Origin of the sequence: Pseudomonas sp. WS 5411, assembly GCF_012985595.1 — a bacterium.
Classification (GTDB): Bacteria; Pseudomonadota; Gammaproteobacteria; order Pseudomonadales; family Pseudomonadaceae; genus Aquipseudomonas; species Aquipseudomonas shahriarae.
The window spans coordinates 151,561-177,833 of sequence record NZ_JAARMC010000003.1 but is presented as its reverse complement, the minus strand read 5'-3'; the positions used below and the strand labels follow the sequence as shown (position 1 = coordinate 177,833).

The window sequence follows — 26,273 nt, the reverse complement described above, 5'->3', positions numbered from 1 at the left end:
TTGGCGTCAGCGTTTGATCGTGGCACGATGGCGAGGTTATCGACCGAGATCCCCTACCCATGCCGCAATCCCAAGCCAAGAATCTGTCCCTGATCGCCGCCATCGACCTGGGCTCCAACAGCTTTCACATGGTCGTGGCCAAGGCCCAGAACGGTGAGATCCGCATCCTTGAGCGGCTCGGCGAAAAGGTACAACTGGCTGCCGGAATCGACGACGAGCGCAAGCTCAACGAAGAATCCATGCAGCGCGGGCTCGATTGCCTCAAGCGTTTTGCCCAACTGATCAACGGCATGCCCCAGGGCGCCGTGCGCATCGTTGGCACCAACGCGTTGCGCGAAGCGCGTAACCGCGGCGAATTCATCCGCCGCGCCGAGGAGATCCTCGGGCACCCGGTAGAAGTGATTTCCGGCCGTGAAGAAGCACGCCTGATCTACCTCGGCGTCTCCCACACCCTGGCCGATACCCCCGGTAAGCGCCTGGTGGCCGACATTGGCGGCGGCAGCACCGAGTTCATCATCGGCCAGCGCTTCGAGCCGTTGCTGCGCGAAAGCCTGCAAATGGGCTGCGTCAGCTACACCCAGCGCTATTTCAAGGACGGCAAGATCACCCCGGCCCGCTACGCCCAGGCGTACACGGCGGCGCGGCTGGAGATCATGAGCATCGAACACGCCCTGCACCGCCTGACCTGGGATGAAGCCATCGGCTCATCCGGCACTATCCGCGCCATCGGCCTGGCCCTGAAGGCCGGCGGCCATGGCACCGGTGAGGTGAATGCCGAAGGCCTGGCCTGGCTCAAGCGCAAACTGTTCAAGCTCGGGGATGCCGAAAAAATCGACTTCGACGGCATCAAGCCCGACCGCCGGGCCATCTTCCCTGCAGGCCTGGCAATCCTCGAAGCCATCTTCGACGCCCTCGAACTGCAACGCATGGACCATTGCGATGGCGCCCTGCGTGAAGGCGTGCTCTACGACCTGCTGGGTCGCCATCACCACGAAGACGTGCGTGAACGCACCCTGGGCTCGCTGATGGAGCGTTACCACGTCGACCTGGAACAGGCGGCGCGGGTCGAGCGCAAAGCGTTGCATGCCTTCGACCAGGTCGCTGCAGATTGGGAACTGGAAGACGGGGTCTGGCGTGAACTGCTGGGCTGGGCCGCCAAGGTCCATGAAGTAGGGCTGGATATCGCCCACTACCATTACCACAAACACGGTGCGTACCTGATCGAGCACTCCGACCTGGCAGGGTTTTCCCGCGAGGACCAGCAGATGCTGGCGCTGCTGGTGCGCGGCCATCGCCGTAACATCCCCAGGGACAAGTTCGCCGAATTCGGCGCCGAGGGCATCAAGCTGATTCGCCTGTGTGCCCTGCTGCGCTTTGCGATCCTGTTCCACCACATTCGCGGCACTCAGCAGATGCCGCAAGTCACCCTGCGCGCCAACGGCGACAGCCTGGATGTGGTGTTCCCTAAAGGCTGGCTGGATGAGAACCAACTGACCCAGGCGGATTTCGCCCAGGAAGCCGAGTGGCTGACGCGAGTGGGCTTCAGCCTGAATGTGCACTAACCCCTAGACGCTCTCGGACGGCACCGGCGCCCCCGGCAGGAACGCCGGCTCACGAATAGCCTGCGTGGCCTGTTCATAACCATAGGCGACCGAGAGCAGTGTGGCTTCACTGTTGCCCGTACCGTAAAAGTGCAGCGCGGTCGGCATACCCTCATCATCCATGCCCGAGGGCACCGAGATGCCGGGGTAACCGGCGGCGGCGGCAAAGTAGTAACTGTCGGCGCGAAAGTTCGACACGATGGCATCGAGGCGGTGTTCGCTCAGCGGCTTGTCGAGGGTGCCTTTGAAAATCGGCAGAACGGCCGCCCACAGTTGCTCGCGCTGCTCATCCGTCACGTCCAGGCTGTTGATGTGCTCCAGCAACGCCTGGTCCGGTTCCCCGGCTTGCTTGTCGCGCTCGTTGAAGGCAATCAGTTCAGCCAGCGACTTCACTGGCAGCCCTTCCCGGGCGGCCAGGTAGCTGTCCAGGTTTTGCTTGATCCCGGCCAGCAGCGCGTCACTGTATTGATCGTAAGCCTCACGTGAGACACCCGCGTCCAGCCTGCCTATCGGCACCATGACTGCCCCCTTGACCCTGAGCATCGCGATCGCGTCTTCGAAGTGCTTCCGGTCCGCACGCAGGGCCGGGTCCCTGGCGTCTTCAGGCGACAGCACCGGCAGCGGCGTGTAGCCAATGCGCTTGCCCTGCAAGGCATCCGGTGTGAGCCCGGCGGTGTAGGCCGTTGTTTCGGTCATGGCATTGAGTGCTTCGCCAGCATCGCGCACGTTGCGCGTAAAGGTGCCCACCGCGTCCAGTTTTGAACTGGTCATCACCCCTTCGGTACTCACCAGCCCGGCCGTGGTTTTCAAACCGACCACGCCGTTGTAGGCCGCCGGAGCAATCACCGAGCCATTGGTCTCGATGCCCAATGCCAGCGGCACAAGCCCCTGGGCGACCGCCACCGCCGATCCCGAACTGGACCCTGCCACCTGCCCTCCCAGCCGATGGGGGTTAAGCGTTTGCCCACCACGGGAGCTCCAGCCATCCACCGGCACGCTGGAGCGGAAGTTGGACAGTTCGCTCATATTGGTCTTGCCCACGATCACGGCCCCGGCCTTGAGCAAGTTATCCACAACCTTGGCGTTTTTGCTCGTCGGTGAGCCGACCAGCGCACGGGAACCGGCACTGGTGTGCATTTTCCCACTGGTTTCGAAGACATCTTTCAGGGCAATCGGCACGCCGTGCAAAAAACCGCGCACGGTACCGCTGGCTCGCTCCTGGTCACGCGCCCGAGCCTGTTCACGCGCATCGGGGTTAACCTGCACAAAGGCATTGCCGCCCTGCAGACCCTGATCGATGTTGGCAATACTTTTTAATGAGTCCCGCACCAGGGACTCTGAAGTGACTACCGCCCCAGCCATATCGGACGCCATGGCCTGTGCACTGCGGTAGCCCTTCGGCGGCAAGGCCAGCGCCTCGAATAGCCCCGCAGTTCCGAACCCGATACCTATGCCTGATCCCACCATCGAAAACTCCTTAACTGCCCTGTACAGGCTATCGTCTGATAGCCCAAGGTCAGTCTAGGAACGGGAGCATGGGATCCCCAACCTGGGAAATCTGACGGTCCTGTCCGATTTCCCAGTGAGGGATGTAGGTCTAGTCGATATCAGCGAACCGCCAGCAACGGGCTGCCCAACCGCTCCAGCAACGTGGCCTGGGCACTGCGCGGGTTCTGGTTGCCCGTCGGGGTGTTGCGCACGTAGCGCCCATCGGACTGCAGGCTCCAGCTGTGGGTGTTATCGGTCAGATAACTCTCCAACTCTTTCTTGACCCGCATGATCAGCTTCTTGCCTTCCACCGGGAAGCAGGTCTCCACACGCTTGTCGAGGTTGCGCTCCATCCAGTCGGCGCTGGAGAGGAACATCTGCTCTTCACCGCCATTGAGGAAGTAGAACACCCGCGTGTGCTCCAGGAAGCGGCCGATGATCGAACGCACGTGGATATTGTGGGACACCCCGGCAATGCCCGGGCGCAGGCAGCACATGCCACGCACCACGAGGTCGATACGCACGCCGGACTGGCTGGCCTTGTACAGCGCGCGGATGATCTTCGGATCGGTCAGCGAGTTGAACTTGGCGATGATGTGCGCCGGCTTGCCGTCGAGGGCGAACTGGGTCTCGCGGGCAATCATGTCGAGCATGCCCTTCTTCAGGGTGAACGGCGCATGCAGCAGCTTTTTCATGCGCAGCGTCTTGCCCATGCCGATCAACTGGCTGAACAGTTTGCCGACGTCTTCGCACAGCGCGTCGTCGGAAGTCAGCAAGCTGTAGTCGGTGTAGAGCTTAGCGTTGCCGGCGTGATAGTTACCGGTGCCCAGGTGCGCGTAACGCACGATCTCACCGGCCTCGCGGCGCAGGATCAGCATCATCTTGGCGTGGGTCTTGAAGCCCACCACGCCATAGATCACTACCGCACCGGCCGCTTGCAGGCGGCTGGCCAGTTGCAGGTTGGACTCTTCGTCGAACCGCGCACGCAGCTCGATCACCACCGTGACTTCCTTGCCGTTACGCGCGGCGTCCACCAGCGCATCGACGATTTCCGAGTTGGCACCGCTGCGGTAGAGGGTCTGGCGCACGGCCAGGACATGGGGGTCCTTGGCGGCCTGACGCAACAGATCGACCACCGGGGTGAACGACTCGAACGGGTGCAGCAGCAGAATGTCTTGCTTGCTGACCACGCTGAAGATGTTTTCGCTGTTTTGCAGCAGTTTCGGAATCTGCGGGGTGAACGGCGTGTATTGCAGCTCCGGATGGCTGTCCAGGCTGGTGATGCTGAACAGGCGCGTCAGGTTCACCGGGCCGTTGACCTGGTACAGCTCGGTCTCGGCCAGGTTGAATTGCTTGAGCAGGTAGTCCGACAAATGTTTGGGGCAGGTATCCGCCACTTCCAGGCGCACCGCGTCACCGTAGCGCCGCGAGAACAGCTCGCCACGCAGGGCGCGGGCCAGGTCTTCGACGTCTTCGGTGTCTACCGCCAGGTCGGCGTTTCGGGTCAGGCGGAACTGGTAGCAACCCTTGACCTTCATGCCCTGGAACAGGTCATCGGCGTGGGCGTGGATCATCGACGAAAGGAATACATAGTTATCGCCAGCCCCCCCGACCTCTTCCGGTACCTTGATGATGCGTGGCAACAGGCGCGGTGCGGGGATGATCGCCAGGCCCGAATCACGGCCGAAGGCATCGATCCCTTCGAGCTCGACGATAAAGTTCAGGCTCTTGTTCACCAGCAGCGGGAACGGGTGCGTCGGGTCCAGGCCAATCGGGGTGATGATCGGCGCGATCTCGTCACGGAAATAGCGACGGACCCAGGTCTTGAGCTTGACGGTCCAGTTGCGGCGACGGATGAAGCGCACTTGGTGCTTTTCCAGCTCCGGCAGCAGGATGTCGTTGAGGATGGCGTATTGGCGATCCACATGGCCATGCACCAGCTCGCTGATGCGCGCCAGGGCCTGGTGCGGCTGCAGGCCGTCGGCGCCCGCCTGTTCACGGGCAAAGGTGATCTGTTTCTTGAGGCCGGCGACACGAATCTCGAAGAACTCGTCCAGGTTGCTGGAGAAGATCAGCAGGAACTTCAAACGCTCCAGCAACGGATAGGACTCATCCAGCGCCTGTTCCAACACGCGGATGTTGAATTGCAGTTGCGACAGCTCGCGATGGATGTACAGGCTGCTGTCATCCAGGTTCGGAATCACGATAGGCGGTGCCACCACCACCGGCTCCGCGACCACGGCAGGCTGCTCAGGCGCAAGCTCCGGCGGGGTTTCGGCGACCTGTTCAACTACCGGGTGCGCATCTTTTACGGCAACTTCTGTGAGTCCTTCGGTATTCATCGAGTGTTCCTGTGAGGGCTATTGTTGCTCTCTAAGCAATTGGGCGGCACGGGCGGCAAAGTAAGTCAGGATGCCATCGGCACCCGCACGTTTAAAGGCGGTAAGGGATTCCAGGATGACGCCTTCACTCAACCAGCCATTTTGAATCGCAGCCATGTGCATGGCGTATTCACCACTGACCTGATAGACAAAGGTCGGCACCTTGAATTCCTCCTTGACCCGATAAAGGATGTCCAGGTATGGCATACCGGGCTTGACCATCACCATATCAGCGCCTTCAGCCAGGTCCGCCGCCACTTCGTGCAGGGCTTCGTGGCTGTTGGCCGGGTCCATCTGGTACGAGGCCTTGTTGGCCTTGCCCAGGTTCAGCGCCGAGCCGACCGCATCGCGGAACGGGCCGTAGTAGGCGCTGGCGTACTTGGCTGAATAGGCCATGATCCGCACATTGACGTGCCCGGCCAGTTCCAACGCCTCGCGGATCGCCTGGATCCGGCCGTCCATCATGTCTGACGGGGCCACCACCTGGGCGCCCGCAGCGGCATGGGACAGCGCCTGCTTGACCAGTGCGTCGACGGTGATGTCGTTCTGCACATAGCCTTCTTCATCCAGGATGCCATCCTGCCCGTGGGTGGTAAACGGGTCCAGCGCCACGTCGGTAATCACCCCAAGCTCCGGGAAACGCTCGCGCAGGGCGCGGGTCGCACGCTGGGCAATGCCTTCGGGGTTCCAGGCCTCGGCGGCGTCCAGGGACTTGAGCCCGGCGGGTGTGACCGGGAACAGCGCCAGCGCCGGGATACCCAGTTCAACCCACTGCGCCGCCTCTTGCAGCAGCAGATCAATGGTCAAACGCTCGACACCCGGCATCGACGCCACCGCTTCCCGACGATTTTCACCGTCGAGCACAAACACCGGCAGGATCAGATCATTCACCGTCAGGACGTTTTCACGCACCAGACGACGGGAAAAATCATCACGACGGTTGCGGCGCAGGCGGGTAGCGGGAAACAGGCGTTGGGCGGGGGTAAAGCTCACGGCAGACTCCTGAGCCCGGCTTGACGGGCGAGCGTGACAGTTATAAGCGGCCATTATGACGAAGGAATGACAGTTGTGCTTACTCATACGACCGGCATGTGACCTGTAGTCGCATTCATGCTTTCCGTAGGAAATGTTCACTTCGTGACACATCTCGATACTTTCATGAATGTTCACGAAGGCGTAGGCTGCGCGTTCATTTCGCCAGCACCCAGACAATGCTCCAACAATTTCTGAATGACTTTGGCTACTTTGCCCTCTTCCTGGGGACGTTCTTTGAAGGTGAGACCATCCTGGTTCTCGCAGGCTTCCTTGCGTTCCGCGGATACATGGATATCAACGTGGTGGTGGTGGTGGCGTTCTTCGGCAGCTACGCCGGCGACCAGCTCTGGTACTTCATGGGCCGCAAGCATGGGCGCAAATTGTTGGCGCGCAGGCCACGCTGGCAACTGCTGGGCGATCGGGCACTGGAGCATATCCGCCGACACCCCGATATCTGGGTTCTGAGTTTCCGCTTCGTCTATGGCCTGCGCACGGTCATGCCCGTGGCCATTGGCTTGTCCGGCTACCCGCCGGGGCGCTACCTGTTGCTCAACGGCATCGGCGCGGCGATCTGGGCAGCAGCACTGGGCGCGGCGGCCTACCACTTCGGCGCCGTGCTCGAAGGCATGCTGGGTAGCGTCAAGAAATATGAGCTGTGGGTGCTGGGTGCCTTGCTGGTACTCGGCCTGGGCTTGTGGCTGCGCCGGCGCATCCGCAACGCCCGCCTGACCCGGGAAAACTGCGCGGCCGAAAAAGCCCGGCTGGAGCAGGAGCAACTGGCCGAGCCGAAAAAGCCCGAGCCTACGACACCCATCGAGTAAGCCGGCCCCTGCAACAGTAGAGGCCGATGACACTGAGCAGGCTATAGCTGGCCAGCCCCGGCCAGCCCAACGCACTGGCCGGCCACAACCCGACCAGCGGCGCCAGCCACACCAGCGGCACATTCAGCCCCAACCGCAGCAGCTCGGCCTTCAAGGCCCACGGGCGATTTTCCAGGGCCACGCCCAGGGTAAACAGGCCCAGCGCCATCACACTCCAACCCAGCACCAGCGCAGCCGTCGGCATGCCCTCGCCAACATTCATCAGATAGCTGCCCAAACCCACATACGCGGCAAATTGCAGGGCGATGTAAATCTGCTGGCGCGCGTCCAGGGGCACCTCGAATTTACGGAACTGGCTCAAGTCCGGCTTGGCCAGTGGGTACTTGGCCTTGACGTCCGCCGGGCGCCAGCCGGTGCGCATGAACCAGATGCGCAGTTTGTCCCACCCACTTTCGGTACGTCGGGCATCACTCCACAGCTGGGCATAGAACTGCAGGTTGGCCCACAGCGGATTCCAACTGGCCAGAGGCGTGGTCACGCCAAAGATCACCGGCTCGTTTTCGTCTTCTTCCTGGAACGAGCCAAACAAACGGTCCCAAATAATGAACACCCCGCCGTAGTTGCGATCCATGTAGAGAGCGTTCTGTGCATGGTGGGCCCGATGATTGGACGGGGTGACGAAAAACCACTCAAACCAACCGAGCTTGGGCACATGGCGGGTATGCACCCAGAATTGATACAACAGGTTGAGCGACGCCACGCTGATAAACACCAGCAGCGGCACGCCGACGACAGCCAGTGGCAGATAGAAGATCCAGCTCAGCAAAAAGCCCGTGCTGGTCTGGCGCAAGGCGGTGGTGAGGTTATAGTCCTCGCTCTGGTGATGCACCGAGTGCGCCGCCCACAGAATATTGCGCTCGTGGCCGCAGCGATGCAGCCAGTAGTAGCAGAAGTCGTAGAGGACAAAGGCGAACACCCAGGTCCAGGCGCTCTGGGCTGGCAGCTCGAACAGTGCCAAATGCTTGAGGGCGAAGGCGTAGGTCAGCAGGCCCACGCCTTTGGTCAGCAGCCCAGTGGTGGTGGACAATACACCGGTGCTCAAGCTGTTGATGGCGTCGGCCACCCGGTAGTTGCGCTCGCCGCGCCAACGGTCAGCCAACAGTTCGACCACAATCAAGGCAATGAAAAACGGTACCGCGTAAGGGACGAAGTCCATGGGCCAGTCCGGTCAATTATTGTTACATCAAGGTTAGGCCAGTGACCGGATATCCCAATGGCAATGCGAGACAAATAAGTAGACATTTAACGCCATAAATCAGGAGAAATGCCCATGAGCAAAAAGATTGCAGTGATCCTTTCCGGCTGTGGCGTGTACGACGGCGCTGAAATCCATGAAAGTGTTATCACGCTGCTGCGCCTGGATCAGCGCGGCGCTCAGGTTCAGTGCTTTGCCCCGGACATCGCGCAGCTGCATGTGATCAATCACCTCACGGGCGAAGAAATGCCCGAGTCGCGCAATGTATTGGTGGAGTCGGCGCGCATCGCCCGAGGCGAGGTGAAAGACATTCGCGAGGCCCGCGTGGAAGAGTTCGATGCGCTGGTCGTGCCCGGCGGTTTTGGCGCGGCGAAGAACCTGTCGAACTTTGCCATCGAAGGCGCCGGTTGCAGCGTCAACCCGGACGTACTGGCACTGGCCGAAGCCTTTGCCGAAGCAGGCAAGCCCGTGGGGCTGATCTGCATCTCGCCGGCCCTGGCGGCAAAAATCTACGGCCCAGGCGTGACCTGCACCATCGGCAACGACGCCGACACCGCGGCCGCCCTGGACAAGATGGGCGCCACCCACCAGGAATGCGCGGTAGACGAAATCGTCGAAGACAAGGCGCGCAAGCTGGTGAGCACGCCGGCCTATATGCTGGGCAAAAACATCAGCGAAGTGGCATCGGGGATCAACAAGCTGGTGGACCGGGTGCTGGAGCTGACCCACGAGAGCGACTGAATGGGCGACACCGATTAAAAATGTGGGAGCTGGCTTGTGTGGGAGCCAGCGCCCACACAAGCCAGCTCCCACGATTTGACCGCCAGGACCTTCAGGAAGCCGCCACCCGGCGCTTATCGGCCAACCGGCTGCGGCTGTACAGCACCACAATCGCAATGATCGCCACGGCCTGGGCACTCAACGAATACGCATCGGCATGGATGCCCAGCCAGTCGAAGTCAAAGAACGCCACCGGCCGGGTGCCGAAGATGCCGGCTTCCTGCAACGCCTTCACGCCATGCCCGGCAAATACCACCGACAGCGCGCACAGCAACGCCGCGTTAATCCCGAAGAACAGCGCCAACGGCAGCTTCGCCGAGCCGCGCAGGATGATCCACGCCAAGCCCATCAACAGCACCAGCGCCGTGGCGCCACCGGCCAGTACCGCGTTATGCCCGGCAGGACCGGCTTGCAGCCACAGGGTTTCGTAGAACAGGATCACTTCGAACAGTTCGCGGTACACCGAGAAGAACGCCAGGACCGCAAACCCAAAACGCCCACCACCGCCGACCAGGCTGCTCTTGATGTAGTCCTGCCAGGCCGCCGCGTGGCGCCGGTCGTGCATCCACACCCCGAGCCACAGCACCATCACGCTGGCAAACAGCGCCGTACAGCCTTCGAGCAGTTCACGCTGGGCGCCGCTGACGTCAATCACATACGCCGCCAGGGCCCAGGTCGCCGCACCGGCGACCAACGCCAGGGCCCAACCGACGTTGACACTGCGCACCGCCGATTGCTGGCCGGTGTTACGCAAAAAGGCCAGGATTGCCGCCAGCACCAGAATCGCTTCCAACCCTTCACGCAGCAGAATCAGCAAGCCCGAGATGTAGCTCAACGACCAGCTCAGGCCGTCGCCGCCCAACAGGCCGGCCGCTTCAGTGAGTTTGCCCTTGGCCACGTCCAGGCGCTGCTGGACCTGCTCGATCGGCAAGCCATCCTGCAACGACTGCCGATACGCCATCAGGGCTTTCTCGGTGTCCTTGCGCACGTTGGCATCGACGTTGTCCAGGGAGCTTTCCACCAGCTCGAAGCCTTCCAGGTACGCCGCTACCGACAGGTCGTAGGCCTGTTCGTGCTCACCGCTGCGGAACGCTGCCAGGCTCTTGTCCAAGGTGGCAGCGGTGTACTCCAGCAACTGCGCCGGGCCACGCTGGACCTGGGGCGGCTGGGCGCGCTGGGCGCGGAACACCCGGACCGCGTCCGGCCCCTCGGCGGCCAGCACTTCTTCCGGGGTCTGGCGTGCCAGGTCGGCCAGGTTGAAGGATTTTTCGCTTTTCGCGGCGGCCGGGTCGGCAGTAAAGCCGGCGATGTAGGTGGCCAGGTCCCAGCGCTGCCGGTCATCCAACTGGTCGGCGAACGACGGCATGTCGGTGCCTTCGACGCCCAGGCCCAGGGTGTTGTAGATGCCGTAGAGGCTCAGGCGGTCCAGACGCTGGGCATCGCGCAGGTTGGCCGGCGGTGGGGCCATACCGACACCGGCCGGGCCATCGCCCGCACCGGCGTCACCGTGGCACACCGAACAGTGCTGGGCGTACAGCGGCGCACCGCGCGTAGGGTCCGGGGTAATGGCCGGCGCCTGGCTGACCTCATAGGCGGCCGCCAGTTGCGCACCCAGTTGACGCGCCTGGCGCGCTACCGCGTTGCCATCCTGGCGGTTAGTGACAGCGGCCAGCAGCTCATCGACGCCTTTGACCAGGCTCGCACGCTCGGGCTTGTCGGGCAGCTCTGCCACCAGCCCCTGCAACACGCCGAGAAACTCCACCTGTTCGCGGTATTCGGAGTCGTCGACCACCTTGCCCGCCTCCACCGTCGGCGGATAGTCAGCGCCAATGTAGTCCAGTAAATGCAGGGCCTGGGGCGCACCCTCTGCGGTAGCAGCCAGCAGATTGAAGCTGCACGACACCAACGCCGGCAGCAACAGCCAGGCGAGAAAACGGGAGGGGGCAGTCATGAATGAATCCCAAATGGAAACAAGAAGTAACACATTGTCGAATGTTAATCGGTTTGACTCAAGACGTTAGTGCTTTGGCCGCTGAAATGACTCGCTCAGGTAGGGGCCAACCCTCAAAGAAAGCAGCGGAAAAGCCATTGTTTTGCCAGTAACGAGGCCTATAATGCGCCGCCTTCGTTATCGCGAAACGGCATTTAGGCTCCTCTTTTTATGAGGGATGTGTGGGAAAAGGTTTTTCCTGCGCTTGGTTATTTGGCCCGACCAGCCCCTTCGGCCGATTACGCTCAGGGAAGCAGCACCTCAATGGCATCTCGCGTCTTTACCTCCCTTGCCCTCGCGGCACTCACGCTGCTGTCGGGCTGTTCGATGTTCCGCAGCTACGACACTGAACTGCAAGCCACCAACCAGCAGTTGGCCAGCGGCAATGTCGATGGCGCGCTGACCCTGCTGGAGAAGAACAACAGCAGCGAAGACAAAGACCTTCTCTACTACTTCGAAAAAGGCGAGTTGCTGCGGGCCAAGGGCGATCTGACCGGTAGCCAGGCGGCTTGGCACCGAGCAGACCTGGTGGTGTACAAGTGGGAAGAGTCGGTCAAGTTCGACACCGAGCGCTATCTCGCGCAATTCGGTAGCTTCCTGGTCAACGACAAGGTGCGGCGCTACGAAGGGTATGACTATGAAAAAGTCATGCTCACCACGCAGATGGCGTTGAACCTGCTGGCCGTCAATGACTTCGACGGCGCGCGCACCGAAATCAAGAAAACCCACGAACGCGAAGCGGTGATCGCCGAACTGCGGGACAAGGAATACCTCAAGCGCGAAAACGAAGCCGAGCGCCAGGGCGTGGCCACGCAGTTCAAGGATCTGCGCGGCTATCCGGTGGAAAGTCTCGATGCGCCGGACGTGGTGGGCCTGAAGAACAGCTACCAGAGCGCGTTCAGTCATTACCTGGCCGGTTTCATCTACGAAGCCCTGGGCGAAAAGGACCTGGCCGCGCCGGGCTACCGCAAGGCCGCCGAACTGCGCCCCAATACACCGTTGCTGGAACAGGCCCTGCTCGACCTGGATGCCTCCCGCGTGGCAGCTGACGAAAGCGACGTGCTGATCGTAGTGCAGAGCGGCCTGGCGCCGGCCCGCGACTCGATCCGCCTGCCGTTGCCGATCCCTATCGACGGGCATTGGGTGATCACACCGCTGTCGTTCCCGGTGATCAAGCCAGACACTTCGACCGCCACCTTTGCGCAGATCGGCATCGATGGTCGGCAGCAGAACCTCACGCCCCTCAACAGCACCACTGCAATGTCGCGCCGCGCCCTGCGCGACGACATGCCTGGGATCATCCTGCGTACCACCGTGCGCGCCATCAGCCGCGGCGTGACGCAAAAAAACCTCAACCAGACCAACCCGATGGCCGGCCTGGTGCTGGGCATCGCGTCCGCCGTCACCGAAGGCGCCGATACCCGCACCTGGCGCACCCTGCCGGACCTGACCCAGGTCACGCGCCTGCGCCTCAAGCACGGTGAGCACCAGGTGAGCCTGCCCAATGCCTTGGGCGGCACCCTGGTGACGGTCAAGGCCGAACAACGCCATCAGGTGATCACTTTGCGAGTGGTCGGCAACCAGGTCTTCACCAGCGGCGTGGCCGCCCATGTGGTCGCGAGCAACCCGGCCCAGGCCGTCGCCAGCCTCAAACAACCTTAAGGAGCACGCTATGCGTCATTTCATCCTCGGCGCCCTGGCGCTGATCTTCCTCGCCGGTTGCGCCACCCCGCCGCCGGAACCGGGCAGCGCCGCGAGCAAAGTCGTGGTGATGGGCAAGTTCAAGGGCATCGCCGTCGGCGCCATTCGGGTAGCCCGCGAGAACGGTTTCCTGACGGCCAAGGTGCAACTGAGCAACATCACCAGCAGCAACCAGATGATGTATTACCGCTTCGCCTGGCTGGGCGCCGATGGCTTCCCGGTGGGTGACGAAGAAACCTGGAAAGTGCTGAACCTCTACGCCAACCAGGCCACCTTCCTGCCGGCCATCGCCAACCTGCCCCAGGCCGCCGACTTCCGCCTTGAAGTCAAGACGCCTTGAGCCAGCCCCCTATTCAGTTTTCGAGAGACATTCCCATGTTTGCACGCTTTTCGTTCCTCGCCGTAATCGCCGTCCTGGCCAGCGGCTGCGCCAACACCTCGCCGGTCATCGGCGGTAAAAATATCAGCTACGGCGACACCAAGGCCGTGGAACTGGTGACCAACGAGTTCGGTTCCACCGACCTGCAGATGATCGCCGAAAGCATGACCCGCTCCCTGGCGCAGTCCGGCATCCTCCAGGGCCGCCCGGTGGTGCAGGTGTATGACGTGAAGAACAAGACCAGCGAGTACATCGACACCCGCGAGATCACCACCTCGATCAAGACCCAACTGATGAAGACCGGCACCGCCCGCTTCGCCAGCGACAACACCGATATGCAAAGCCAGGTCGACCAGCTCAAGCTGCAAAACCAGAGCGGCCTGTACAAGAAATCCACGGTCAGCAAGACCGGCAACATGGTTGCCGCCAAGTACCGCCTGGAAGGCTCCATCAGCTCCATCGTCAAGCGCAGCGCCGACTACAAGGACGTGTTCTACAAGTTCAGCCTGCAGTTGATCGACGTCGAAAGCGGCCTGGCGGAATGGATGGACGAAAAAGAAATCCGCAAGACCACGGAGCGCTAAGCCATGCGTCCATGGATCGGCATCATCGCCCTGCTGTGCAGCGTTGGCGCCTGGGCGGCGCCGAAAATCGCGGTGACGGACCTGGCCTACGAGGCGCGCGTGGAGGAATACATCCACGCCGTCACGGCGACCAATAACTTCCAGGCCAGCCCCTACAACGCCAGCGGTGCGTCCAGCTACACCGAGTTCGAGAGCCGCAACAGCTACATCGAACAGAGTGAGCTGCGTAAATTCAGCGGCGATATCAAGGGTGAGATTCTCAAGTCGCGCCAGTTCCAGTTGGTCCAGGGCACGCCCTACACCAGCGAGGCCAAGGGCGATGTGTACGACGTGATCAAGCGGATCAAGGCCGGCCACTTCAAGGGCGCCGACTATGTGCTGTTTGGTACTTTGTCAGATATCGACTTCACCCAGGACATCAACGCCCTGGATCGCACCAACAGCTATTCAGCAGTGCTGGGGCTGGCGGTCGTGGCGGACTTCAGCCTGATCAACACCCGCACCTATGAAATCACCTCGGCGTTTACGGCCATGGGTGAGGGCCAGGACACCAAGCTGGTGAACAGTCGCGACGTGCGCGTCAGCCTGAGCCGGCCACGGGTGGTGAAGGAAGTGTCGAAAACCTTGGGTGAAGATGTGGCGCGCCAGCTGCAGGAGCAACTGGGCGGTGGCTACCAGGAGCCTGGGCAGCCGGCGTTGCGCAACAACCTGCCAAGGGATGAGGCGCCGAAAATCCTGCACTGAAGCTCAATGGCTCGGCTAGCACACATCAATGTGGGAGCTGGCTTGCCTGCGATGCAAGCGCCGCGGTGTCACTGATACACCGCGGTGATGAGATCGCAGGCAAGCCAGCTCCCACAGTTTTGATTGGGCTTGTTCAGTCAGGCCGTGGCGCGATGCAGGCTGGCGAGGAAACCCGCAGCGCCCACGAACAACCCGGCAAACGTGCGGTTCACGCGTTTCTGCTGCTTGGGCGTGCGCAACAGGCGCAGCACCTTCGATGCCAGCCCGGTGTAGCCCGCCATCACGATCATATCCACGCCGATCATGGTCGCACCGAGGATCAGGTACTGAATCAGCAGCGGTGCCTGTGGGTTCACGAACTGCGGCAGCACCGCCAGCATGAACACCAGGGCCTTGGGGTTGCTGGCATTAACCAGAAAACCACGGAACATCATCGCCAGCGGCTTGCCAATCGGGCGGACTGGCGCGTCATCGCTCATGTCCATGGGCAGGGCGCGCCATTGCTTGACGGCCAGGTACACCAGGTACGCCACGCCAAACCATTTGATCGCATAGAACGCGGTTGAGGACGTCGCCAGAACGGCGCCCAGGCCGCCCGCCACCACGGCAATCTGCATCGCCAGGCCCAATTGCAGGCCAATGGCGTTCCAGTAACCGCGCAGGAAACCATATTGCAGGCCGCTGGACATGGAGGCGATGGCGCCCGCGCCGGGGGAGAGACTGATGATCCAACTGGCCAGGAAGAAGGCCAGCCATGTGTCGAGCGCCATTACACACCTCGTAGCAAATTCGTTGTCAGCACTAAGCTAACGCCAAGGGCCGAGGGCTGGCTAGAGAATTTTTAAGGTAAAGGGCTGATATCGCTACCGCGCCAGCGGCGTACCGAGCGCTGGAAGAACAGGCTGTTGGGTACTTGCACCACGGCGCTGTCGGTGCCCGCTTCAGCCACTTCGATCAACGTGGTGTACAGCAGGTTAATCGCGATCACCCGGCCTTTGACGCCGGGCTTGTCGACGGTGTCCACCAACTCGACCACATCACCCAGGCGAAACGGCCCAACGGTGAAGATCAGGATCGCGCACAGCAGGTTCGACAGCACCGACCACATGGCAAAGAACGCTACCGCCGCGACGGCCACAAAACCCGAGAGCGCGGTCCACAGCACGGTGGCCGAGACCCCCAGGCGTTCGAGGACGAAGATCAGCGCACTGCCCATGATCAGCCAGCGCAGGCCACCACGCAGGGGCATCAGCAGTTGCGGCGGAAACGGATAGCGCTCACCCAGGCGCGTCAGGCCCTTGGCGACGAAGCGCTGGGCCAGGTAACCGGCCAGCAGGATCAGCAGGATTTGCACGCCGACCCACACCGGTTCGATCCATTGCGCCGGCAGTGGCAGTTGCAAGGCTTCCATCAGGACAGCGCCTCCAACTCCGCTTGCAGGCCTTCCAGCAGTTCGAGGGCTTCCATCCAGGTCTCCTCCAGTTGCCCTTCGCGCACCTTGAGCTTGGCCTGTTCGGCCAGCAGGTCGCGCAGCTCATCCTTGCGGGCCGCTTCGTACACCGCGCTGTCGCCGAGGCTGGTTTCGATCTTGGCCAGGCGTTCGTGGACCTTGCCCAATTCGGCTTCAAGCTTGTCGGCTTCGCGTTTGTGCGGTGCCAACTGCTGGCGCAGGGCCGCAGCAGCCTGGCGCTGGGCTTTTTTGTCGGTCTTGTCCGGGTTGACCGGGGTGTTGCTGACCGGCGCGTTGCGCAGACGGTAGTCGGTCAACCAACGGGCGTAGTCGTCCAGGTCGCCATCAAACTCTTCGACCTTGCCATCGGCCACCAGCAGGAAGTTGTCGGTGGTGCTCTTGAGCAAGTGGCGGTCGTGAGACACCACCAGCACAGCGCCACTGAATTCCTGCAGGGCCATGGTCAGCGCCAGGCGCATTTCCAGGTCCAGGTGGTTGGTCGGTTCGTCGAGCAGCAGCAGGTTGGGACGGTCCCAGGCGATCAGGGCCAGGGCCAGGCGGGCTTTTTCGCCGCCGGAGAAATTCAGCACCGGCTCGTCGATGCGCGCACCACGGAAGTCGAAACCGCCGAGGAAGTCGCGCAGGGTCTGTTCGCGCTCGGTCGGCGCCAGGCGTTGCAAGTGCAACAGCGGGCTGGCCTTGGCGTCGAGGGAGTCCAATTGATGCTGGGCGAAGTAGCCCACCACCAGGTTCTCGCCACGAGTCAGGCGCCCGGCCAGGGGTTGCAACTCGCCCGACAGGTTCTTGATCAGCGTCGACTTGCCCGCGCCGTTGGGGCCGAGCAAGCCGATGCGCGCGCCCGGGGTGAGCTGCAGCTTGACCTTCTCCAGGATGGTCTTGTCGCCATAACCCAGGCGGGCATCCGAGAGGTCGAGCAAGGGGCTGGAGATTTTCACTGACTCGCGGAACACAAAGTCGAACGGCGAATCGACGTGGGCCGCCGACAGCTCTTCCATGCGTTCCAGGGCCTTGATCCGGCTCTGGGCCTGACGGGCCTTGGTGGCCTGGGCCTTGAACCGGGCGATGTAGCTTTCCATATGCGCGCGTTGCGCCTGCTGCTTCTCGAAGGCCTGCTGTTGCTGGGCCAGGCGTTCGGCACGGGCCCGCTCGAACGCAGTGTAGCCACCGCGATAGAGGGTGATTTTCTTCTGTTCGACATGGGCGATGTTATCGACCACGGCGTCGAGGAAATCCCGGTCGTGGGAGATCAGCAGCAACGTGCCTGGGTAACTCTTGAGGAAATCCTCCAGCCACAGGATTGCATCCAGATCCAGGTGGTTGGTCGGTTCGTCGAGCAGCAACAGGTCCGAGGGGCACATCAGCGCCTGGGCCAGGTTCAGGCGCATGCGCCAGCCACCGGAGAAGTCGGCAACCGGGCGGTCCATCTGTTCGTTGGTGAACCCGAGGCCGGCGAGCATTTTGCGCGCGCGGGCGTCGGCGGTGTAGCCGTCGGCACTGTCGAGTTCCGAGTGCAGGCGGGCCTGGGCGGCACCGTCCTGGGCTTTCTCGGCCTCGGCCAGGTCGTGTTGCACCTGACGCAGACGCAGGTCGCCATCGAGCACGTAGTCGATCGCGATGCGGTCCAGGGTGTCGATCTCCTGGCGCATATGGGCGATACGCCAGTCGGCTGGCAGCAGGCAGTCCCCGGAATCCGGGGTCAGCTCACCAAGCAACAGGGCGAACAACGTGGATTTGCCGGCGCCATTGGCACCGATCAGACCGGCTTTGTGACCGGCGTGCAGGGTCAGCTCGGCGTCTTCGAGAAGACGTTGCGGGCCACGCTGTAATGTTAGGCTTTGAAGTCGGATCATAATGGCGGCGGAGTCTACCAGCTTCGTTGGCCGCTGGCTTGGGTGTGAACATGTGCGCTGACCTGTGGAGCTTTGCCCTCTCGACCTACGCCCGTACGGGGGCTGAAGATGCCTGCCTGCGCTTGCAGGAGCAAGGGGCGGATGTGTGTCTGTTGTTGTGCGGGCTGTGGCTGGAAGAGCGCGGGGTGGCACTTGAACCTGGACGCGTGCAGGCGCTGCGAGCAATCGCCGGTCCCTGGCAGGCAGACGTTGTGGAGCCCTTGCGCAGGGTGCGCAAGCAATGGCGCGCCATGGCGCAGCAGGATGTGGGGCTGGGAGCGTTGCGCGAGCGGGTCAAGGCCCTGGAACTGGAAGCCGAACAGCAGTTGCTGTTACGTCTGGAAGCGCTGGCACAGGCTTGGCCAACGGGAGAACGCGCCACGCATCCGACATGGCTTGAAGGACTGGCGACCGAAGCCGCCAACCTTGACCACGACGCGCTGCTTCAGCTGCGCGCCGCGGCCACCGGCACTTAGGAAGCGCTGGTTGGGGTGGTGCCTGGTGCTACCGGGGCAGGCGTGCTGCTGGCCGGTGCAGTGGTAGCGGCTGGCGCTGCCGGTGCGGCAGGAGCCGCTGGCTTGGCAGCTGCTGGAGCTGGCGCGGGTTTGGCAGCTGCAGGTTTGGCAACCGGCTTGGCTGCTGGTTTCGCAGCAGCAGGTTTGGCAGCTGGCTTGGCCGCTGGTTTTGCAGCAGCAGGTTTGGCAGTTGGCTTGGCCGCTGGTTTTGCAGCAGCAGGTTTGGCAGCCGGCTTGGCCGCTGGCTTTGCAGCAGCAGTTTTAGCAACTGTCTTGGCGGCTGGTTTCGCAGCAGCAGTTTTAGCAGCTGGCTTGGCGGCTGGTTTCGCAGCAGCAGCTTTAGCAGCTGGCTTGGCGGCTGGTTTTGCAGCAGCAGTTTTAGCAGCTGGCTTGGCGGCTGGTTTCGCAGCAGCAGGTTTGGCAGCTGGCTTGGCGGCTGGTTTCGCAGCAGCAGTTTTAGCAGCTGGCTTGGCGGCTGGTTTTGCAGCAGCAGTTTTAGCAGCTGGCTTGGCGGCTGGTTTTGCAGCAGCAGTTTTAGCAGCTGGCTTGGCGGCTGGTTTTGCAGCAGCAGTTTTAGCAACTGGCTTGGCGGCTGGTTTCGCAGCAGCAGCTTTAGCAGGCGCTTTTTTAGCAGCAGGCTTGGCCGCAACTTTGGCCGGCGCCTTGGCCGCAACTGCCTTGGCTGGTGTACGAGTGCTCAACACTTTGGCCACAGCTTCTTTCACACGACCCACGCCCTGCGCCAGTTTCAGGCTCTCTTGGGCATCGCGCTTGAGTTGAAGGATGTAGGTGCGGGTTTCGGATTGACGATCCTTGAGGGCATCGAGCAAGTCCTCAAGTTCTTTGACGGCGCCCTTGGCTTTGGTTTGCGCCTTGGCTTTGCCGGCGGTCGCGGCGTCTTGCAGTTTAGTGCGGGATTTGTGCAGTTTTTCTTGAGCCTTGCCGCGTTGTTTTTCCAGCTTGGCGAGCAATTTCTCTGCATCAGCCAAGGCTTGGGAGCAAGCACTTTCCAAATGTTCGAGCAGGCTGCCCGAGAGTTGTTGGAGCAAGTGCAACGGGGTATTAACAGGCTTCTGTTTGGCCGACATGGTTTACCTCCTGGCTGACGTGGGTGCGGCTCATACTAGCCCTCTGCTCTTACCGCCGCTAGGGCATGTTGACAGTATCGAATGCGTTGCGTTGCACCGCACAAAAATTCTTATTGATATAACGAAAAACCGCTCCGGTTTTTGCCCATCCACACTGGCATAATCCACCGCACTTTCGGCTGGAGAACACCCATGTCGCGTTACCTTTTTTTCATCCTGGGTTTGTCACTTTCAGTGGCCAACGCAAGTGAGCCGACGGCGTCCAAAGACAGCCACGATCTGGCCTACAGCCTGGGCGCCAGCCTAGGCGAACGCCTGCGCCAGGAAGTCCCCGACTTGCAGATCCAGGCCTTGCTCGAAGGTCTCAAGCAGGCCTATCAAGGCAAGCCCCTGGCCCTGGATGACGCACGTATCACACAAATTCTTGCCCAGCACGAAGCGCAGGCCAGCGCCGAGGCCCAAGTGCCGCAAAGCGAAAAGGCCCTCGCCGCCGAGCAACAATTCATGGCCACGGAAAAAGCCCGGACCGGCGTGCGCGAATTGGCCGACGGCATCTTGCTCACAGAGCTGGCCGCCGGCAGCGGGAAAAAGCCGGGCGCCCGTGACAGGGTCCAAGTGAAGTACGTGGGGCGATTGCCCGATGGGACGATTTTCGACCAGAGTGCCCAGCCCCAATGGTTTCGCCTGGACAGCGTGATCAGCGGCTGGCAAAGCGCATTGCAACAGATGCCTGTTGGCGCGAAGTGGCGCCTGGTCATTCCATCGGCCCAAGCTTATGGCGCAGACGGTGCGGGTGAGCTGATCGCGCCTTACACCCCACTGGTTTTCGAGATTGAGCTGCTCGCAATCGGTAGCTGAACCCAACGAAAAACGGTGCGCCATGCGCACCGTTTTTTGTCTTGCCGCTGAGGCTCAAGCCTGGGTTGCAGGCTCTTCCTTGTGGGCGTTGTGCAGCACTTCGATCAGGCAGTCTTCCAGTTCGAAGCGCTCATGGAGCAGGCCGCCCAGCTCTTTGAATTTTTCGGCAACGCACTTGCCTTTGTCGCAAAGGTCGTTAAAGGCCAGGAGTTTTTCGGTGATGACATCAATGCGCGGGTAAATAGTCTCGGCCAAGTCCAGTCCACGCTGGTCGTCGAAGGCCTCGGCCTCCTTGGTCAATTGCTCATAGACCCCGAAGTGACCTGCCGAGACGTAATCCACCAAGACACCACAGAAGTCCTGCAGAGATCCACGGTTCTCAGCCAGCGCTTCGGGCTTCTCACCGAGAGCATCAAAGGCTCGAACCAATTCGTGACGTGCCTTCAACCAGCTGTCGATCAGCTTATGCACACCACCCCAGCGTTCCTGAGCATTCTGACAACTTTCCAACATGATGATCTCTTCCCTTATGGGCGGTGCCGCTTTTGCCCGCGCAACACTTCGAGGATAAAGCGGCACCGGACAACGCCGCATCGAACAAACTGTTTCAATAACGCGTGCGGGCCAGATTATGCCCGCATGACTATGGCTTCAAGGTACGCAGACCAGAAAGTTCATACAAGTGTTTAATCCCATCCTACGAGCCAATAACCCCAATCAGTGCTTCACAAACCGCAAACCCTGACCGGACAACAGGCGTGAAAACTGCGTCCCTCCCAGGATGAGCATGGCAATGAAGAACAGCAGGCTCCATTCCGGGATGCTCAAGTCGAACAACGTCCAGTTGATTTCCACACAGTCGACGGTGCCCTTGAATGCCAGTTGCAGGGCTTGCCCCAGCGTCAGGTTTTCGATCATGTATTCCAGGCTTGGCCAGCAGTTGGGCATCTGGTCAGGCGGGATATTCTGCAACAGCACCTGGCGCACCGCTGTCACTGCGCCGAGCAATGCACAGCCCATGCTCGCCGCCCAATACAGGTAAATGCCCACACGCCTGGGGCCATGGAGCGTCGCTATCAGGTTGATCAGGGTGAACACCGCCAGCAGGCTGCGCTGGATCAGGCACAGGAAACAAGGTCGCAGCAATGCCCCATATTCCAGATAAAAAGACGCGCCCAACGTCAGCACACCGGCCATGAACGCCAGGAAGAACAAGGAGCGTGAGGGGGCCGAAGACATTGTTTATCCGCAACGCAAGAGATAGGTAGTTACGGTAGAGGAAAGACCTTACCCCTTTCAATACGCGCTGGAGCAGACGCTTCCGTGAGATCGCAGGGATATACCGTCAGAAGGTAGGTAACTTTGCGTGGCTCAGTGTGGGAAACCACCTCAGCCCCTGAAACGCCCCTAACCAAGGGGATTTGAAGGGCTGGCTGCCAGATGTTTCCCAGCCAACCCTTCAAAAAATCCTACGTCAAACCCGTGCAGGCACCGGCAGCGGTGAAGCCAGCAGACGGCTATCCAGCAGCCCAAGGCCTTCCTGGAACAGCTGATTACTGCGCTCGGTATCACCCAACTGCGCCAGCAACCGCGCCAACTCGGCGCAGGCCTCGGGGTTGCGCTGCACTTGCAGGCTGCTTTCCAGATAGTCCCGCGCCTTGCCCCACAAACTGTTTTGCAGGCAGAGCCGACCCAAGGTCAGCAACAGGCTGGCATCCCCCGGATGATCCTTGAGCCAACCTTCGGCGAATTTCAGCTGGCGTGCCGGATCGCTACCGCGCAACAGGCCATACAACCGGATCAGGTGGCTGTCATAACCGCGCTTGAGCGCCACACGCAACGCCTCTTCGGCCTTGGCATCGGCGCCCAGCTGACGCAACTGCTCGGCATAGGCCAGCACCAGTTGGGGCTCCTGGCGCTGGGCCGAGGTCAACTGCTGCCAGGCCCGCTCAAGGGATTGCAGGCCGGCTTCACCGTGCTCTTCACGCTGGACCGCCAGGCTCAGGTTTTCACCCCAGGCCCGGCGCTCCAGATCTGCCAGTTCGGCGGCAGGCAGCACTTTGTCCTTGCGCAGTTCTGGCAACAGGCGGATCACCGAAGACCAGTCACCGCGCTGCTGGTGCAAGCGCTGGAGTTGACGCAATACCTGGGCGTTGTGCGGATGGCGTTCATGCATGGCCTGCAGCGTCACCAGGGCGGCGTCGGTGTCGCCACGGTCCATCTGCAACTGCGCGTGGCTCAAGGCGATGGCCAATTCGGCCTGGGGCTGACGCTCCAGGGCGCGCTCCAGCAGGCCGTCGGACTCTTCATAACGCCCCTGCTCGTTGGCGGCCCGGGCCGCGCCAAGGTAATACAGCAGCGGCTGGCGCTCGGCTTCTGCAGCACGGTGCAGGTGTCGCTCGGCGCTTGCCCAGCGGCCTTCCGCCAGGTCCATCTGCCCTTGCTCGATGGCGACCTGCACCCGTCGGCTGCGATTGCGGCGCGACCAGGGATTGACCACGCCACCAGAGGTTGTCACCAGCCCCAGCAGCACCCGCAGCAGATAGATCGCCAGGCCGACGACAAACACCGCCACCAGGGTCGACCACAGGCCAGACTCGTAATGCAGCACATGGGGATAGGTGATCAGCACATAGCCGGTGTGTTTCGAGATGCCTACCGCCAGCGCCAGGGCGAGGGCAATCGCCAGCACCAGGATCACATAGAAACGCTTCATCGGCTTTACTCCTGGGTCGCCGGCTTACCGGCGGAAGCCTTGGCTTCATCGGCAGACAGATGGCGGCGTTCAAGGTAAGCCTGCACCGCAGACAAGCTCGCGGCGAGGTCCGGGGTCACCACCGAGACGGCCTTGGGCTCAAGCTCGGTGATACGCGCCAGCATGGACTGGCTTTGCGGGTTGTCCTGGTTGAAGTTGTCTTGCAAGACGCTGCGCGCCTCGCCCAACGCACGGGCGTACACCGCCGGTTCGCCATTGAGCGCCGCCCATTGCGCCTGCTCCAGCGCCAGGCTCAGGGCCAGTCGCACCTGGTTCAAGCCTTGGCCTGCCAGCAGCGGGCGGATGTTATCGTCGGGGTTGAAGTCGATCCGGAAGTAGCGGGAGATCTGTTCCCACCACTGGCTCCAGCGACTGTCCGTGTCGGTGCTCGGACGGCCCTGTGGGCTCTCTTGCAGCTGATATTCCGGGGACACGGCGGCCAGTTGCACCACCTGGTCCCGCAGCGCCGCCAGTTGCAGGTACAGCCCGGTACGGTCTGGCTGCTCGACGCTGCGCAAGGCCGCCAAACTCTTGGCCAACTGCTCACGGGCGGCGTAGGAACCGGGATCGCTCTGCTCGCGCAGGATCTCATCGGCGCCCTGCACCAGCGCCTGGGCACTGTTGATATCCTGCAAGGCCGACAGGCGCAGGCTGGCCAGACGCAGCAGATGCTCGGCCTCGGCCAGGCGCCAATCCTTGCGGCTAGCGCCCAGGACGGTTTCCAGACGCTGATTCAGGCGTTGCTGGTCGCCCTGCAATTGCGCCACCAATCGACGGCGTTCTTCCAGCTCATCAGCACCCGGCAATTGCGCCAGGCGCGCGGCCAACTGCTGTTGTGCCTGCTCAATACCCCGGGCTTGTTCATCCAGGGTACGCACCTGCCCCAACTGTTGCTGACTGCTCGCTTGCAGGGCCCGGACCTGCCAGAGCCCCCAGCCGCCGGCCGCAACACCGGCGGCACCGAGCAGCAAGGCGAAGACCGCCAGGCCGTTGCCACGGCGCGGCGCAGTGACCGGGGTCTCAACAGGCGCATCAAGCGCGGGCTGAGCTTCATCTTTAGGCAAGGCTGTTTCGCTCACGTGTCCATCCTTTGCGTTATTAGAGAGTGGGAACGGGCTGGCTCCGTAACGCCACTAGCAAAGCCGCGGCACTGGCACCGCGGCAATCCACAACTTTTTCCGCGCCCGCCGCCCGCGCCATTTCGGCGACGCGTGGGCTGGGCACGAACAACGGCAACTGTGCCACGCGTGGCCAATGGGCGCCGGCAAGGCTTTGCAAATGCAAAAAACCCTGCCCACTGCTGACCACCAGGCCGTTCAAGCGTTCCACAGCAATGCGCTGGGCGAGCACATCCGGGTCGTAGGCCGGCAGAAACCGACGATACAACTCCAGATAATCGACACTAGCACCTTGGCCGCGTAAACGCTCAGCCAGCAACTCTCGCCCACCCTGCCCGCGCAGGATCAATACCCGGGCATCGCCAATGGCGACAGCCTCGCGCAACCTGGGCACTTCAAGCAAGGCTTCGCTGTCATCCCCAACCTCGGGGTAGCTCACATCCAGGCCTTGGTCAGCCAGAACCTGGGCCGTTGCTGCGCCGACGCTGAACCACGGCAACGCCGGCACCGCTGGCGCGTACTGATCGAGCAATTGCAGCGCCACGCGCGCGGCCGGCTTGCTTACCACGATCACCGCGCAGTAGCGATCCAGGCCCTGGAAAACCGCCTGGTGCTGAGGAGTGATGGGCAAGGGTTCGGTTTCCAGCAACGGCAGGCAGCTGCTGAAGATACCGGCTTCGGACAACGAGGCCGCCAGGGCTGCCGATTCCTCGGCAGGCCGCGTCAGCAGCACACGCCAACCGGTCACTGCGGACCGGCCTCGCCATAGACTTTTTGCAGAATGGCGCCGGCGCCTTTGGCCAGCAATTCTTCGGCAACCTTCACACCCAGGCTGGCGGCCTCGGCTTGTGGCCCGCGGATTTCAGCGGTGAGCAGTAAACCACCGTCGGGATCGCCCACCAGGCCGCGCAGCCAGAGGTTGTCACCCTCAAGGACCGCGTAACAGGCGATCGGTACCTGGCAGCCACCGTTGAGGTGCTTGTTCAGGGCGCGTTCGGCGGTGACGCGAATTTCGGTTTGCTGATGATCGAGAGGCTTGAGCAGCGCCTGGATTTCACGGTCTGCGGTACGGCATTCGATACCGACGGCCCCCTGCCCACCGGCCGGCAAGCTGTCTTCGACACTGATGGCCGACGTGATGCGGTCTTCAAAGCCCAGGCGAATCAGGCCGGCCGCCGCCAGGATGATCGCGTCGTACTCGCCGGCATCCAGCTTGGCCAGGCGGGTATTGACGTTGCCCCGCAGGAAGCGGATCTGCAGGTCCGGGCGACGGGTCAGCAACTGGGCCTGGCGACGCAGACTGGATGTGCCGACGATGCTGCCCAGGGGCAACTCATCAAGGGAGGCGTAGGTGTTGGACACAAAGGCATCGCGCGGGTCTTCACGCTCGCAGATGCAATACAGGCCCAGGCCTTCGGGAAAGTCCATCGGTACGTCTTTCATCGAGTGCACGGCGATGTCGGCTTCATTCTCCAAGAGCGCGGTTTCCAGCTCCTTGACGAACAGCCCCTTGCCGCCGATTTTCGACAGTGGCGAGTCGAGCAGCTTGTCGCCGCGACTGACCATGGGCACCAGGGACACCGTAAGGCCCGGATGGGCTTGCTCAAGGCGGGCTTTGACGTATTCGGCCTGCCACAAGGCCAGGGCACTTTTACGGGTGGCGATGCGGATTTCGCGAGAGGACATGGATCAATCCGTACTGAATAGATACGGCAGATAATAACAGCTCAGGCAGAACCGCCTTGATTTGAATCAGCAAGTGCGGGGCCTCCCTGGCCGCGTCACTCCGGGATTCGGGGCATGCAGGTCGCTCAAGCCCT

The 26,273-nt window shown here is 61.9% G+C and carries 24 protein-coding genes; 9 read left to right on the top strand and 15 right to left on the bottom strand.

Annotated elements, in window-relative coordinates; all coding sequences use genetic code 11:
• Positions 1 to 59: 59 nt before the first annotated feature.
• Complete coding sequence (ppx, locus tag HBR93_RS07420) at positions 60 to 1,562, top strand: exopolyphosphatase (RefSeq protein ID WP_057440461.1); 1,503 nt, start codon at positions 60 to 62, stop codon at positions 1,560 to 1,562.
• Positions 1,563 to 1,565: 3 nt separating this feature from the next.
• Here the strand turns inward: ppx and HBR93_RS07415 are convergent, their stop codons facing one another.
• The 3 genes from HBR93_RS07415 to hemB form a co-directional block, all read right to left on the bottom strand.
• Positions 1,566 to 3,068, bottom strand: coding sequence for an amidase family protein (locus HBR93_RS07415; protein ID WP_262377268.1), 1,503 nt, complete (start codon positions 3,066 to 3,068; stop codon positions 1,566 to 1,568).
• Between the two features lie 140 nt (positions 3,069 to 3,208).
• Positions 3,209 to 5,431: a polyphosphate kinase 1 gene (ppk1, locus tag HBR93_RS07410; protein ID WP_169960081.1), complete on the bottom strand. Its 2,223-nt coding sequence runs from the start codon at positions 5,429 to 5,431 to the stop codon at positions 3,209 to 3,211.
• 18 nt (positions 5,432 to 5,449) lie between these two features.
• The gene (gene hemB, locus HBR93_RS07405) at positions 5,450 to 6,463 is read right to left on the bottom strand and encodes a porphobilinogen synthase (RefSeq protein ID WP_057960958.1); all 1,014 of its coding nucleotides are present in this window, start codon (positions 6,461 to 6,463) and stop codon (positions 5,450 to 5,452) included.
• 218 nt (positions 6,464 to 6,681) lie between these two features.
• Between hemB and HBR93_RS07400 the strand changes: the two genes are divergently transcribed.
• Positions 6,682 to 7,326, top strand: coding sequence for a DedA family protein (locus tag HBR93_RS07400; RefSeq protein ID WP_057960959.1), 645 nt, complete (start codon positions 6,682 to 6,684; stop codon positions 7,324 to 7,326).
• On the opposite strand, the gene HBR93_RS07395 is transcribed toward HBR93_RS07400, so the two are convergent.
• On the bottom strand, positions 7,307 to 8,542 hold the full coding sequence (locus HBR93_RS07395) for a sterol desaturase family protein (RefSeq protein ID WP_169960080.1): 1,236 nt from the start codon (positions 8,540 to 8,542) through the stop codon (positions 7,307 to 7,309). The two genes, HBR93_RS07400 and HBR93_RS07395, sit on opposite strands and share 20 nt — an antisense overlap.
• Before the next feature lie 114 nt (positions 8,543 to 8,656).
• Here HBR93_RS07395 and elbB point away from each other — a divergent pair, with 114 nt between their 5' ends.
• Entirely contained in the window at positions 8,657 to 9,322 is a 666-nt protein-coding gene (elbB, locus tag HBR93_RS07390; RefSeq protein ID WP_057440464.1) for an isoprenoid biosynthesis glyoxalase ElbB, read from the top strand.
• A 91-nt stretch (positions 9,323 to 9,413) separates the two neighbouring features.
• Here the strand turns inward: elbB and HBR93_RS07385 are convergent, their stop codons facing one another.
• Positions 9,414 to 11,312, bottom strand: a complete 1,899-nt coding sequence (locus HBR93_RS07385) for an FTR1 family protein (protein WP_057960962.1) — start codon at positions 11,310 to 11,312, stop codon at positions 9,414 to 9,416.
• Positions 11,313 to 11,615: 303 nt separating this feature from the next.
• On the opposite strand from HBR93_RS07385, the gene HBR93_RS07380 reads away from it, so the two are divergent.
• Genes HBR93_RS07380 through HBR93_RS07365 form a run of 4 tightly spaced genes read left to right on the top strand, consistent with a single transcriptional unit; the run spans position 11,616 to position 14,759 of the window.
• Complete coding sequence (locus HBR93_RS07380) at positions 11,616 to 13,013, top strand: hypothetical protein (protein ID WP_169960079.1); 1,398 nt, start codon at positions 11,616 to 11,618, stop codon at positions 13,011 to 13,013.
• 10 nt (positions 13,014 to 13,023) lie between these two features.
• A complete protein-coding gene (locus HBR93_RS07375) occupies positions 13,024 to 13,392 on the top strand; it encodes a YcfL family protein (RefSeq protein WP_029289599.1) in 369 nt (122 codons plus the stop codon).
• 35 nt (positions 13,393 to 13,427) lie between these two features.
• Positions 13,428 to 14,015: a penicillin-binding protein activator LpoB gene (gene lpoB / locus HBR93_RS07370; RefSeq protein ID WP_057440466.1), complete on the top strand. Its 588-nt coding sequence runs from the start codon at positions 13,428 to 13,430 to the stop codon at positions 14,013 to 14,015.
• 3 nt (positions 14,016 to 14,018) lie between these two features.
• Entirely contained in the window at positions 14,019 to 14,759 is a 741-nt protein-coding gene (locus HBR93_RS07365; RefSeq protein ID WP_169960078.1) for a penicillin-binding protein activator LpoB, read from the top strand.
• Positions 14,760 to 14,896: 137 nt separating this feature from the next.
• Here HBR93_RS07365 and HBR93_RS07360 read toward each other — a convergent pair whose 3' ends face one another.
• From HBR93_RS07360 to HBR93_RS07350, 3 genes are all read right to left on the bottom strand, one after another.
• Entirely contained in the window at positions 14,897 to 15,529 is a 633-nt protein-coding gene (locus HBR93_RS07360; RefSeq protein ID WP_115129261.1) for a LysE family transporter, read from the bottom strand.
• Between the two features lie 71 nt (positions 15,530 to 15,600).
• A complete protein-coding gene (locus HBR93_RS07355) occupies positions 15,601 to 16,170 on the bottom strand; it encodes a mechanosensitive ion channel family protein (RefSeq protein ID WP_057440468.1) in 570 nt (189 codons plus the stop codon).
• Positions 16,170 to 18,080: an ATP-binding cassette domain-containing protein gene (locus tag HBR93_RS07350; protein ID WP_057960966.1), complete on the bottom strand. Its 1,911-nt coding sequence runs from the start codon at positions 18,078 to 18,080 to the stop codon at positions 16,170 to 16,172. Before HBR93_RS07350 ends, HBR93_RS07355 begins: the two co-directional genes overlap by 1 nt.
• A gap of 50 nt (positions 18,081 to 18,130) precedes the next feature.
• Here HBR93_RS07350 and HBR93_RS07345 point away from each other — a divergent pair, with 50 nt between their 5' ends.
• The gene (locus HBR93_RS07345) at positions 18,131 to 18,595 is read left to right on the top strand and encodes a TIGR02444 family protein (protein ID WP_169960077.1); all 465 of its coding nucleotides are present in this window, start codon (positions 18,131 to 18,133) and stop codon (positions 18,593 to 18,595) included.
• On the opposite strand, the gene HBR93_RS07340 is transcribed toward HBR93_RS07345, so the two are convergent.
• Positions 18,592 to 19,722, bottom strand: a complete 1,131-nt coding sequence (locus HBR93_RS07340; RefSeq protein ID WP_169960076.1) for an AlgP family protein — start codon at positions 19,720 to 19,722, stop codon at positions 18,592 to 18,594. The genes HBR93_RS07345 and HBR93_RS07340 overlap by 4 nt on opposite strands.
• Before the next feature lie 192 nt (positions 19,723 to 19,914).
• On the opposite strand from HBR93_RS07340, the gene HBR93_RS07335 reads away from it, so the two are divergent.
• Positions 19,915 to 20,580 (top strand): FKBP-type peptidyl-prolyl cis-trans isomerase, encoded by a 666-nt coding sequence (locus HBR93_RS07335; RefSeq protein ID WP_169960075.1) that lies wholly within the window; start codon positions 19,915 to 19,917, stop codon positions 20,578 to 20,580.
• Positions 20,581 to 20,634: 54 nt separating this feature from the next.
• Here the strand turns inward: HBR93_RS07335 and HBR93_RS07330 are convergent, their stop codons facing one another.
• The 6 genes from HBR93_RS07330 to hemC all read right to left on the bottom strand — a co-directional run bounded on the left by HBR93_RS07330 (position 20,635) and on the right by hemC (position 26,139).
• Complete coding sequence (locus tag HBR93_RS07330; protein WP_057440472.1) at positions 20,635 to 21,093, bottom strand: Rsd/AlgQ family anti-sigma factor; 459 nt, start codon at positions 21,091 to 21,093, stop codon at positions 20,635 to 20,637.
• A 204-nt stretch (positions 21,094 to 21,297) separates the two neighbouring features.
• Positions 21,298 to 21,819, bottom strand: a complete 522-nt coding sequence (locus tag HBR93_RS07325; protein ID WP_169960074.1) for a disulfide bond formation protein B — start codon at positions 21,817 to 21,819, stop codon at positions 21,298 to 21,300.
• Between the two features lie 235 nt (positions 21,820 to 22,054).
• Positions 22,055 to 23,296 (bottom strand): heme biosynthesis protein HemY, encoded by a 1,242-nt coding sequence (locus tag HBR93_RS07320; protein ID WP_057440474.1) that lies wholly within the window; start codon positions 23,294 to 23,296, stop codon positions 22,055 to 22,057.
• 5 nt (positions 23,297 to 23,301) lie between these two features.
• The gene (locus HBR93_RS07315; RefSeq protein ID WP_169960073.1) at positions 23,302 to 24,414 is read right to left on the bottom strand and encodes a uroporphyrinogen-III C-methyltransferase; all 1,113 of its coding nucleotides are present in this window, start codon (positions 24,412 to 24,414) and stop codon (positions 23,302 to 23,304) included.
• A 19-nt stretch (positions 24,415 to 24,433) separates the two neighbouring features.
• A complete protein-coding gene (locus tag HBR93_RS07310) occupies positions 24,434 to 25,201 on the bottom strand; it encodes a uroporphyrinogen-III synthase (RefSeq protein WP_169960072.1) in 768 nt (255 codons plus the stop codon).
• A complete protein-coding gene (gene hemC, locus HBR93_RS07305; RefSeq protein WP_057440477.1) occupies positions 25,198 to 26,139 on the bottom strand; it encodes a hydroxymethylbilane synthase in 942 nt (313 codons plus the stop codon). Before hemC ends, HBR93_RS07310 begins: the two co-directional genes overlap by 4 nt.
• Positions 26,140 to 26,273 lie beyond the last annotated feature (134 nt).